General features: G+C 34.4%; 7 protein-coding genes. 1 reads left to right on the top strand and 6 read right to left on the bottom strand.

Annotation, left to right across the window (positions count from 1 at the left end; all coding sequences use genetic code 11):
- Window positions 1-723: 723 nt before the first annotated feature.
- From V7S75_RS09015 to V7S75_RS08990, 6 genes are all read right to left on the bottom strand, one after another.
- Window positions 724-1,998, bottom strand: a complete 1,275-nt coding sequence (locus tag V7S75_RS09015; RefSeq protein ID WP_459513240.1) for a hypothetical protein — start codon at window positions 1,996-1,998, stop codon at window positions 724-726.
- A gap of 261 nt (window positions 1,999-2,259) precedes the next feature.
- The gene (locus tag V7S75_RS09010; RefSeq protein ID WP_459513238.1) at window positions 2,260-5,364 is read right to left on the bottom strand and encodes a type I restriction endonuclease subunit R; all 3,105 of its coding nucleotides are present in this window, start codon (window positions 5,362-5,364) and stop codon (window positions 2,260-2,262) included.
- Window positions 5,354-6,616 (bottom strand): restriction endonuclease subunit S, encoded by a 1,263-nt coding sequence (locus tag V7S75_RS09005; RefSeq protein ID WP_459513236.1) that lies wholly within the window; start codon window positions 6,614-6,616, stop codon window positions 5,354-5,356. The genes V7S75_RS09010 and V7S75_RS09005 overlap by 11 nt, the downstream gene beginning before the upstream one ends.
- The gene (locus V7S75_RS09000; protein ID WP_459513234.1) at window positions 6,616-8,982 is read right to left on the bottom strand and encodes a type I restriction-modification system subunit M; all 2,367 of its coding nucleotides are present in this window, start codon (window positions 8,980-8,982) and stop codon (window positions 6,616-6,618) included. The genes V7S75_RS09005 and V7S75_RS09000 overlap by 1 nt, the downstream gene beginning before the upstream one ends.
- Before the next feature lie 418 nt (window positions 8,983-9,400).
- Window positions 9,401-11,131: an ATP-dependent nuclease gene (locus tag V7S75_RS08995; protein ID WP_459513232.1), complete on the bottom strand. Its 1,731-nt coding sequence runs from the start codon at window positions 11,129-11,131 to the stop codon at window positions 9,401-9,403.
- 129 nt (window positions 11,132-11,260) lie between these two features.
- The gene (locus tag V7S75_RS08990; RefSeq protein ID WP_459513230.1) at window positions 11,261-12,094 is read right to left on the bottom strand and encodes a helix-turn-helix transcriptional regulator; all 834 of its coding nucleotides are present in this window, start codon (window positions 12,092-12,094) and stop codon (window positions 11,261-11,263) included.
- A gap of 400 nt (window positions 12,095-12,494) precedes the next feature.
- Between V7S75_RS08990 and V7S75_RS08985 the strand changes: the two genes are divergently transcribed.
- Entirely contained in the window at window positions 12,495-12,809 is a 315-nt protein-coding gene (locus V7S75_RS08985) for a hypothetical protein (protein WP_459513229.1), read from the top strand.
- The last annotated feature ends 186 nt before the right edge of the window (window positions 12,810-12,995 follow it).

Genomic DNA, 12,995 nt, shown 5'->3' with positions numbered 1-12,995 from the left:
TGAGAGACCCCACCTAAATTTAAACATGAAAACCCCTAACTTTATTCATGAAAAAGAGTCGAAGAAAATATATTCTCCGACCCCTTAAAATCAATCTAAAACTGTCAACCTATTTTAGGACGACTCATTATGATAAATGGGCTACTGTATTTCAGAATTATTTAATTTTATCAAAATTCATTTAATTTAAATAACAATATTTTACTGTTTATAAATGGTGCTAAAATCTATAGTCAAAACTTTCTAAAGCTAATGGTAATTATTAAGACATTTAAGAATGTTGAAATCTTTAAAAATACTAGTCATACCATAATTCCTTACAGCTTATATTTCATTAGTAAGTTTCTTTTTTTAATATCCTATATATTGTTTAGCTCGAAATCGTGATCGCATCAAATGCTTATAGGCTTAAATATTACGAAAACATCAAATCAATTAGACAGATATGGTTTGAATTCTATTTAGAACTGCTCTTTAATAAAAAGAGTTGGCCTGTGGAACCATTAAATCAATTCATGCTATTAGTTTTTTAGGTCACGAATAGCAAGTTGGTTAGTGGAATAGCCTTTTCAATCAGAAAGAGGGTTTATTTAAGGTTATTAATATCTATAAATAACCTTTCTATCAGCTTACTTTTGTTTAACTATGTGCAAGAATAGAAATCAGAAAAGAATATTAATCTTAATGGAAATTGAACCGAAAAATATTTAATAATTAATTTATCTAGCCTGCTATAAGATTTGGTAATCCTGACTCTTTTAATATGTCATCTCGATTTTGATTATTCAACCAAATTATAAAACCCTTGTCAACAATATTTATTTTTTTTGTTGTTGAATCATAATCTATTATGATAGGTGTTATTCCATTCCTTACCTGAAGTGATGCGATTGAAGTTAATGCTTGTGTAAGATTACCAGGATTTAAATCACTACCTCGTGGATGTTTTTGAGTAATTAAATCATTAATTGTATTTCTTCTTAAGCCATTCTCTAATTCATTCACTTCAGAAACTATTATAGTGTATAAAATCCATTTATACATTTCCAGTTCTGTTGGTTGAAAACCGTCTGAAAAATCTGAAATAAATTTTGAATATCTACCAGAATGTTGACTTACTACTTGATCCAAATATTTATTTAATTTTGAACAATCTAATGCCAATTGCTCACCTTCATATGTATGTACAATACCATTTTCTTTACAAATCAGATAGCAAACCTCTTGAATTACATAAACATTTTGCAAGCTTTCTTTTATCAACTTTTCTTTAAATTCATCACTAAATGAAATATTCAATAAATATTCTCCATCATCAATTAATTTTTTTAATTCTCCATCTTCCCATTTATCCGCATTTACTGATTTAACACGACCAGCTAAGTCACCATTCAATGCAATTAATCTATTTTCTTCCAACCATACGCCTACTATTAAAAAAGTGATTTTAGAATTTTCATGAAAAGCCTTTAAAGCTATTGAAAAGTCTTCTTGGGTCTGAGGCTTCAAATAGTGAAAATCTTCTAAAACAATTATTTTTGAAAATTGATTGTCTTCCAAAGCTTTAATTATATCATTAACATCATCAATATCAATATCCAAACTTTTTACTATTTTTTCTTTTTGCTTACCTAACTCTCCTTCAACTTCGACATTAGATTTTACAAAAAAATCCCACCCTAAAGTTGCTCTAACTTTTGCCTTTCCTGAAATTGTCAAAGATTCAGATAATGATAATTCATAACCCGCTTGTTTTAATATATTATTATGAATTTCACTGAGGTTCATCTTGTTATTACAATGAACGAGAATATAATCATCTTCATTTATATTCTTTTTTCTAAGTGATGTTTTTCCTTGCTTAGAGCTTCCATATATTACGACATGGTGCGACCGATCTAATGAATCAACCAAAATTGTATCAGCAAATCTTTCAATATAATTTAATGGCAAATCCCTTTGGATTCCAAAAACATCTTTCGTTTTATTTACATTCATATTCACATTTCTATAAAATTTCAATTAAGTGTATGTAAATGTTTATGGGTCCCTAATTAACAGTTAACTTAAAATTAAAGGTTTTCATCAATTCTAAACTGACTGTTAATTTGGGACAATTACAACTCTACATAATACCCCTGAATCTCTTTTTTTATCTAAAATTGATTTATTGAAACTGTTGATAACTTCACAATTTCAATTTTAAATAGCTTTATTGATATACTAATTGCTAAAATTGCGCTTCAACATAAGATGAAATTAAATCCCCAACATTCTTTTTATCGTATCCTGCATAGCACTTTTAAAGCCATCATCTTGTGAAATTAATCGATACAGATCTAATTCGTTTTTACGTTGCTTACCCATTACGTCATCAAAAATCTTATTAAAAGCAATCTCTCTATTCTGAGCATCTTTATTATCAGCATATTTTTCTTTAAAGTCGCTGTGCTCTCTTATTTTTTGGGCAAGGTTTATAAATTTTGCTCTTTGCTCGTCAGGTGTGGCCTCCCACCCTTGAAACCAACGTTCATTAAAACTCTTTACAATTAAGTCCAAATCGTCTAATTCTGATTCTCCTCCATGTGCAGCTCTGGGATTGGGGTTCTGAGGTTCAACTTCGGTCTCTGATGAATCAAGACCTATACTTGAGTTTAGCTTTACTCGTTCTAGACCATAGGTTGAAAGATCAACAGAATTCAATAAGCCATCCAATGCATCATCCTCATTGTTTACAATTACAAGTTTAGGGATCAAGAATTTTAAAAACCAAAAGAGTTTTTCCCACCTTTGAACTTCATATGGCATAATGGAAGCCATTTGTCCATATACTTTCACAAAATGCTTCGCTTTAATTTTATAATCTGCTTTTGACTTATCATCTAGTTCCAAAGTGAGATTAAAACGCTCAGCAGCTACATCAATTATTGCGCTTAATTCTTGAGCATCTACACCGTCAAAGTATTTATTTACAAAATCCTCTACTTCAGCCCATTCGTAAACCCCTGGCTCGTCTAAATTTGATTTTAATTCGTGGAGCACATTAATATCGGTGGCACTACTTAATGATGTTGCAGTATAGAAAGGATCAAAGGATTTTTTTATATCCTCAGTAGAATTATAAAAATCGAGAATAAATAAATCTTCTGTTTTCTTACCCAATTTATCCGATGAACGATTTAATCTTGATAAGGCTTGAACGGCAATTACCCCTTGTAATTTCTTATCAACATACATCGCTGATAATTTCGGTTGATCATATCCCGTAAGGTATTTATTCGCCACTACTAAAATTCGGTATTCATCCAAATCGACATACCTTGCAATTTTGTCTGATATGTAGCCCGGATCAGTTGATTTGGTTGTGTCTAGATTTGCGGGAAAGTCATTAATGTTATCCTCCGTATATTCTATTCCCTTAATTTTCTTCATTCCTGAAAAAGCAATAGCGATCTTAAAGGGATTACCCCGTTCTTCAAGCATTTCTTTAAATGCGAAATAATAATTGATGGCAGATTCAATACTTTGAGCAGCGACAATAGCTTTGGCTTTACCTTTTAACTTTTTAGTATTTACTAATTTTGTCAAAAAGTGCTCAAGCATTATATCCGCTTTAGTAGCAATGGTTTGTTTATTCTGCTCAACGTAGGTACGTAATTTCTTTTGTGCCTTTACTGTATCAAATAAAGGATTTTCTTGAATCGATTTTTCAATTTCGTAATAGCTTTTATATGTAGTGTAATTTGCTAATACATCTAAAATAAATCCTTCTTCTATGGCTTGTTTCATAGAATACAAATGGAAAGGTTTGTATTTCCCATCTGCCTGCTTAACTCCAAAACGCTCAAGTGTATTATTCTTCGGTGTTGCAGTGAAAGCTAGGTAAGACGCATTGCCACGCATTTTGCGTGAACGCATAGCCTCAAGAATTTTATCTTGTGGGTCTTGATCCTCGTCTTCATCGGTTTCAGCTAATGAATTGCCCATAGCTTGATTCATCTTTCCTGCGGCACTACCGCTTTGACTCGAATGAGCCTCATCTATAATGACCGCAAAACGCTTTTCGCTTAAATCTGCAATACCATCAACTATAAATGGAAACTTTTGAATGGTAGTGATGATTATTTTCTTACCACTCTCCAAACTTTCTTTTAGATCTTTGGATGAGTATGCTGGAGCAACAATATTTTTAACCTCAGAGAATTCTTTAATATTTTCACGAAGCTGTTTGTCTAATAAACGCCTATCGGTTACTACTATTACCGAATCAAATAACGGATTTGTTATCCCTTTACTTCCAGGGATTGAATCACTTTCAGGATAGGTCTCGATAAGTTGATATGCTGCCCAGGTGATTGAATTCGATTTACCAGAACCGGCGCTATGTTGAATCAAATAGGTTTGTCCAACACCTTTGCTGCTGGCATCAGCAATTAACTTTCTCACCACATCTAATTGATGATATCTGGGAAAATAAAGTGTTTTTTTATTTAAAGGATCTGTATCTTTTCCATCAAAGCGGACAAAATGCTGAATGATGTTAGCAACGCTTTTTCTAGTCAAAATCTCATCCCATAAATACGATGTTTTATGGCCAAATGGGTTAGGAGGATTTCCCTTTCCAAATAAAGGTTCACGTTGACCTAAATTAAAAGGCAAGAAAAACGTACTTGCACCATTTAGTTTAGTGGTCATGTATACCTCATCTGTATCAACAGCAAAGTGAACAATGCATCGACCAAAATTTAAAAGGGGTTGCGTTATGTCTCTTTTATTCTTGTATTGATACTGACCATGAACCTTTGCATTTTGACCAGTCCAATGATTCTTAAGCTCCATTGTAGCAAATGGCAAACCATTTACAAAAAGAACCATATCAATCTCCTCACCAGTAGGGGATGTCGAATATCGAAGTTGACGAGTTGAACTAAATTGATTGCTTTCGAAATTCGACTTAACAGTTTCACTGCTACTTGCAAGTGGCAACGGATAGAGTAAAGTAAAGTGCGCATCGTCTATGTCTAAGCCTTTGCGAAATAAACGAAGAATACCGTATTTTTTAATCATACGATCTAGGCGTTCTAAAATTTTTAGCTTCCAATCAGTTTGCTTTTGGAGCTTAGCTAATTCTTCTCTTTGAGTGGTTTGCATGAAGTCCCAGAATCGAAATTCATCAATTGCGTATTTGGCATTGAAATCTTCTGGCAATCCAATATAATAGCCATTGCCGGAACGATAAATCTCAGTTCGTTCATTGACCGTGTTTAAAGGAACATTCTGTTCCTTTAATTCTTCCAGACAACTTCCAGTAAGTCTCTTTTCGATAGTGGCTTCTAGCGCCTGTTCATTCGTTTTACTCGGCATCGTTATATACTTTAATTTTACCTGTTACTGCACTATTTATCAATGTGGCTTTGTATTCTTTTAGCTTTTCTATTTCTTGTTCTTTCAGGGAAATAGTGGTAGAAATTTTATCAGATACAGTTTCTAAATAGGAAGAAATTTCGTCTAAATCTTTTAGAGTAGGGACAATTACTTTGACCGCACTTAGATTTCCTCTTGACAATTTGGGTTGTGCAGCTCCTGAAATAAAAACTGTGTAATCAATTAGGCTTAGTTGTTCTGCCCAATAATTAAATCCTTCGAATAATGGCCTCAATATATGAGCATGATTATTAACCCAAAATTTACCATTAGCGACAAATGCCAATGGTGTAGATTTGCTAAGTAAATTAGCACCATCTTCACCGATAAGAATTAATTTCTCATCAAATATATATTGATCTATGTAATCAATAATTCCACTTGCTCCGTAATAAGGGAAATTGCCTACCATATTTTCTCTTTCTATCGCACTTAAAGGAATTCTTTTATTATTTAAAAATTCAAAAGCATACCTAAGATTTTTAACTTCCCAATGTTCAGGAATCTCCCCAATCCATTCCACACCACTATCCTTCATTTTAACATCAGGATTTAACCCATGGGTAACTGCTTTGTGAATGAGTATTTGTCTACGTTCTTGAAGCAGCTCAATTTGCTTTTGTTTGATGTCAATCGCTTGGTCGATTAACGCTGTTTTACGATCAAGAAATGCAGCAATTGCGGTTTGTTCGCGAAGGGGAGGGAAAATTAAGTCGCAATTGGCAATGTCATTCCAGTTGAGTGTTTGCCTTACTCCCGAACCTAATACCTTCATAAAGGCAACATCAAATCGATGTAAGAAGTACTTATAAAAAGTTTTATCAAGTTGGACGGAATTACTTAAAACAATATAACCTGAACTAACAACTACATCAATATTTGATAATGCAATTCGTAAACTAATTAGGTCATAATTTAGATTCAATGGGTTTACTAAAAAATCACCTTTATTTACAACTTGATAAGATTTTTTTGTTGATTCTGGTATTTTTTCATCATCCTTATAAACTACTTTTCCAAAACTAATTGAACCGCAATTCAAATTAGGATTGCTACGTTTCTTTATTTCATAGAAGACCCTTTTAAATTTCTTCACTTCCCAATGAGCTGGTACATCCTCAACCCATTCAATACCAGAATTCTTATATGCCGAGTATCTAATTGACGGCATATTTTTTATCGTAGTTTCCATTAAGCTAGATTTAAAATTTCACGAATTAAACCATCACTCAAATCTTCCAACTTCAAGATGTCAGAGCTTATTTCATCTATGTCACGAATTGGTTTGTGTCGGTAGAAGTATTTATTGAAACTAATTTCATACCCAATTTTTGTAGCGTCTAGATTTATCCAAGCTTCATCTACATGAGGCTTTACTTCACGCAAAAAGTAACTATAAATGTTTTCTTTGAGAGGTACATTTTCTGTGTCACGCAAATCACTCTCGGTTTCATATTCAAGGTATTCGCCTTTTACATCGGTAGCAAAATAACCATAGCTTGCTAGTTCATTTTCACTACAATCCAAATGTTCCAGCAATTGATCTAGTTTATCGCCGGTTAATTTTTTGACTCCTTTAACCACTTTTTCTGCTTCAAGATCATACCAACTCACTGCATTTAAAATAGTGCTTTTCTCCGACGCTGATAGTTTTATTTTTTTAACTTTCAATACCTCATCTACCGTCTCTTTAAGTAAATTAAAGTCGCTGCATTCTTCATTACCTATTTTTTGCATTAAATCAGTAGCGATATTTAATAATCCCAATTGCTTATCCCATAAAGCTTCACTCACTAATGCTTTGCTTTGTTTGGCATTTAAATTCAGTTCATTTCTTTCACACCATTCAATAATTTCTTTTTCGATTTTGGCAATATCTGTATAAACCATTTCTCCAAAGGTTTCATAAGCCCAAACCATCGCTTCACGTAATGATTTGTCAAATCGTAATTCGGCAATTCGCTCTTCAGTAAATTGTGCTTTTAAACGTTTAGGTCGCTCAATGGTAACTTTATAATAACCAAAATCTGTATTGTCAAATAATTGAGATGCAATACCTTCTTCCTCTTTTGTTTCATCATTAATAACACGATCTACAGCTTGCATATTTGAATAAACGGAAACAATTTCCCGAATATGTTCAGGTGCAAACTCGCAATTTTTATTGCCTAGATTCTTACGCAATTTGCGGAACAATAAACCTGCATCAATCAATTGCACCTTACCTTGCCTATTCTTAGCTTTATTGTTACTTAAAATCCAGATGTAAGTTGTTATACCAGTATTGTAGAACAAGTTATTGGGCAGTTGCACAATGGCTTCTAACCAATCATTTTCGATAATATATCTCCGAATGTTGCTTTCTCCTCCACCAGCATCTCCGGTAAATAAACTACTTCCATTATGCACAGAAGCAATTCTCGAACCTAATGGACTTTGAGATAATGGCTTCATTTTATTTACCATCTCCATTAAAAATAGTAATTGTCCATCTGATGAACGAGGTGTCGCATCAGCATCTTCCTCTATACCCCAATAATTGCTAAGCCTAATTTGAAAACGGGGGTCTATTATATCTTTACCGTCCTTAATGTATTTTTTCTCTGTATCCCACGATTTACCGTAAGGGGGATTAGAAAGCATAAAATCAAAGGTAGTTCCTGCAAATTCATCAGTACTCAGCGTTGAACCTACACGAATGTTTTCAGGGTTATTCCCTTTGATCATCATATCCGATTTACAAATAGCATAGGTCTCATCATTGATCTCCTTGCCGTATAAATAGACATCCCCTTTTGCCTTAATTTCTCCTTCTTCATCCTTTACAAAATTTTGGGATTCTGTCAGCATTCCACCGCTACCACATGCAGGATCATAAATGGTCATTACAGGAGGGAGTTTATCTTTGATTGGCTCAAAAATAATATGGGTCATTAAATCAATTACTTCACGAGGAGTAAAGTGCTCCCCAGCTTCCTCATTATTGTCTTCATTGAACTTACGAATCAGTTCCTCAAAAACATAACCCATTCCAAGATTGGTCAAAGGAGGCAGTTTACGCCCATCTGGATCATTCTTTTCGAAAGGTGTAAGATTTATATATGGTGAAGTAAATTTCTCCAAAACGTTTAGCAAGACATCTTTTGAGGCCATGTGACGAACCTGACTCTTGAGTTTAAACTTCTCTATTATTTCTTTCACATTACCACTAAAACCGTTCAAATAATCCTCAAAATTGGCTTGAAGAATTTGCTGGTTATTAGTTGCAGTATCGTGTAAACGTTGCAAAGTCCACTCACTCGTATTGTAAAAAACATAACAGCTTGCTTGTCTTAATCCATTTTCATCCCATTCCGTAAACTTTGCCACGTCTCGTTGAAACGCCAACTCTTCCAACACTGCAGCTTTTGTTGTTTCAAGTAATGCATCCAATCTACGTAGTACCACCATCGGTAAAATTACATCACGGTATTTTCCTCGGACATATACGTCACGAAGACATTCGTCTGCTATTGACCAAATGAATGAGATTGATTTATTGTGGACTGATTGGTTCATTCTTTTCTAGTGTTATTTTATATAATTCTATTTGATTTTATTCGTTAGGTATTTTTTTTCATAAACATACCCGATTTCTATTTCGTTTTTAATCTTAAAAGGCACTTCAATTCTCCTATAATCTTAATCTTTAATGTCGTAGAATTTGATAAAAATAATTTAATTAACTACCTCATTTAATTATTGAATAAAAAAGTCAGTAGCCGTTGTATATTTTTGATGTTTTTCCATGTAGATTAATTGATAATGCAAATACCTAATTAATTACTTCAGATTATTCCTTATTGCTCTCGTTATTATTTTTAGAATTGTGTCAAGTTGAAACCATAGGTTTTCAGCCTTAGTAATAAGATTATTTTCTTTTAAATGTTGATGCAGAGAAATATAGTTATAGAGCAAAAAAAATGCCAAAGGGCACTTATCCGCCAATTTTATTAGACTCTTGTTTTGTGGTGCTGTTAATTTGCTTGTTAATTTTAGCCGCTAGTTTATAAAATTCACTAAAATATGTTTCGTCAAATTTAATGTCTTTTTTAAACTCGGTTAAATACAGCGATTTCAGTCTTTTTTTAGCTGATTCTCTTTCGTCTTTATCTTCAGATTGAATTGCAAAAACTAACTCCGCATTTTCAGCATTTACTTTTGTCTTGATAAAGTCAGGGAGAAGTCCTTCTACACAGCGGTAGCCTGGTTTGTCTATTCCAATTTTAAAATAATCGACTTCGTTACGATATCCCGCTTTGTCAAAATTTGATCTTACATGACCAATTGCGTCAAGGTCAATTGTCACAATTAGTTTATTGAAACGTTCTTTAAGAAACTTCAATAAAACAGGATTATTTAAAAATCCAAAGCCATCATATGGATATAATTCACCTTCAAACTGAAGTCTTTTTGTCCCGTGTTTTTTGTCCCTTAATAGGTTGAAATATTCAACATCAATTTTTCCTTCCAAAAGTATTATGTTGTTGGACTTGCTAAAAAACGCTTCTTTTAAACTTTCAAATTCTGGCCCTACCATACCTAAAGCTAACTCAAATGGATCTCTCCAGTTTTCACCTTCTATATTTTCAATTACAGACTCTCTGGTTTTATTTCTAATAATATTTCGCTTTACCAAAATATTCGATTTGGGATTGTAATGACTCAGTAAATACGGGCTATGGGTTGTAGCAATAACTTGAATTTCTAGCTCTTTACTTAAGTCTTGCAGAATTCTTCCAAATTCAGATTGAGCCGAAGGGTGCAAAAAAGATTCAGGTTCTTCAATAATTACTATAGGGGTAATTTTATTAGATTCATCATCATGATTGATTAAGTTTTTTGCATTGAAAATGCTACTTAAAATCAAAGTTCTATTTTTTGTTCCACTTCCCCATTCTTCGAGAGGTAATTCAAAATTACTTTCACCTAATGATATTTCATAAGGTATATTCTCATAGTCCATATCAAATCCACTGATCGACAAACTTACTTCATACTTTTCAGTTAATCGCCCGATTAACTCCTGTAACTCTGACTTGTGTTTTTTAATTGCTTTGGATAACTCTTTGTTAATTTGATTAACTTTTCCTTCAATCAACTCTTTTGTTTTAACATTTAAACTATCCAATTGTCCGTGTTGTTGTGACCGTCTAAACGGATTCATCGGTTGCGTGGAATTATGAAATACAATAACCTGTGCAAAGTTTATACGCCTTAAGATTTCACCTACTTTATAAATATCGGTTACGGTCTTGTCATCAACTGAAATATTAATCTGATTTTCCTTAGGATTAGGAGTCACTATTAACTTTATGATAAGTAAAGTGTCCTCTATTTCTAACTCTTGAAATTCTTCTTTGCTTTCTTGCAAAAACACATTTAAGAATTTTATTAGCCCAATATCTCCAGTTTTGTCAAGTTGAACTTGAACTGTGATTTCAATATTTTCTTTAGTAGACTTCGCCTTCCATATTGGGAAGTCTTGATGATAATTTATTCTATTTCTGGGTCCCATTTGTCTTTCAAAAACATTTAGGATGGCTCTAATAATATTAGATTTTCCAGAATTATTCTTACCACAAATTGCAGTATAGAAATCTTCAAATTCAATGTTGCAATCTTCAAAAGACCTAAAATTTTTTAAATGTATGTCTTTTATTTTCATAATGTCGGTCTATTTTTAAAATGCCACAATTCACTTATTCAAGAATAATCTTTTCGTTTATCCCTCATAATTTAGAATTAATTAATAAGGGTTTTCTTGGCTCCTCCCTTAAAATAATAGTCAAATTATTTATACAACCATTTCCACCTCTCCCGGCATTCCCCTCAAAATCCGTTCCACCGGCTCCATACTATTTACCTCCCCTTCCAGCAACCAAGATCCGTCCGCTTGTTCCTTCAAAAAAGGTGCCGTTGCCGGATAATCATCTTTTAAGAAGAGCATGGCCCGCATGCTTAATTTTAGCTTGATTGGGAATTTGGAGCCTGTCTCGTTGAAACCAAAGACATCCGGTTTCAATAGGAGATGTGCTTCTTTAAATTTATGATTTTCTACTAATATTTCAATGGCAAACATGCGTTCCAGTTTGAAATATTTGTTCTGCGCTGACGCTGGTTCATAAGCACAGAGGTATTGATAGTTGGCCGTAAATCCAATCGGCTCCACGCGTCGGTCGCTGATGCTTTCGCTGCTGGCCGACTGGTATTTATGCAGGATGATTTGTTTTTCGGTGGATATCGCCTCCTTGATTTGCGTGACGAGTTTGGCTAAATGACCAGCGAGGATGTGTTGGCCCATCGCATGTTGTTCATCCAAATAAGGCAACTTACTCAAAATGGATGCGGCCAAGGGATGGTTTTTGGCAGCTACGGTAATCGTCTCGTGGATCAAAGTCGCTTCCTCTTTGGTCAAGGGTTCCGAGAAATCCTCTGCCGGGATGAAGAATTTGTTGTGCGCATCCTTTTCCACCACAAAACCCAGTTCGGCCAATAAATCCAAATAGCGGTAGCAAGACCGTTCGGAGATTTCGAGGGATTGTGCGAGGCGTTTGATGGACTTGTTGGGAAAAGCCTTCAACAAACTGATCAACTTGAATACGCGTAAAATACGATGTTGGTTGAACATAAATTCGATTTAAGAATTTAAACATAATGAATTGTTTTTTAGGGATTTGGGGAAATGACTTGATTTGTCAGTAAAATTTAGACATTGGACGTTAGACGTTGGACGTTAGTCCGGAGGGAATAGTCCGAAGGGATTAGTCGGGAGTCGCTAGTCACTAGTCTGGAGGGGGGCTGAAAGAATATTAGATTTTAGATTCAAGATTTATGGGTACGTTTTTTTGACCCCCCCCAGGTTAAAACCTGGGGTTATAAATATCCCTAAGCTTTAGCCTAGGGAATAGACGCGAGGTATCGCGTCTCTACACGCATCGATAAATTCTTGTCATTTCGGGTCGCTCCCAGAATATTGACCTTGTCTGTCAAAAGATCGCTGCTACTTGCCGGAAACAAAATATAAACACATGAAAAAAATAGTCCTAGTTCTTAGTTTAGTGGTAGCAAGTGTGTCTGTCAATGGGCAGTCGGTGGTGGTGTCACCTTGTAACGATAGCCTGTATACGGTCTTGAAATCACGTCCCATTGCACAGATGTCGGATCGTGAATTTGCTTATTTTAATCAGAAGGAGAAGGATTGTGCTGAGTATCGCAAGGCCTTGATGCAGGAAGAGGTGAAGGTGGAATCTTTGAATGTGGCAAAGAAGACGATGAATACGTATTGGACGGTGGCGATTATTGGGGTGGCGCTGTCTTTGGTGCCTTTGTTGTTGTTGAAGTAATTATATTTCTATTGTGATTTGCGTGCATGGGCCAAGCTTTGGCAAACCGGTGAGGTTTGCCAAAGAGGGCTACTCAAGACTGTATTATGCATTACCCAGGGCTTTGGCCTAGGGACTAGACGCGAGGTGTCGCGTCTCTACAGTCAAAGGATCAATCGACGCGAAATGCGTCTCAAACTTTGGCAA

It is taken from the genome of Aquirufa sp. TARAVU-A1A, assembly GCF_054558675.1.
This window is presented reverse-complemented; position numbering and strand designations above follow the sequence as displayed.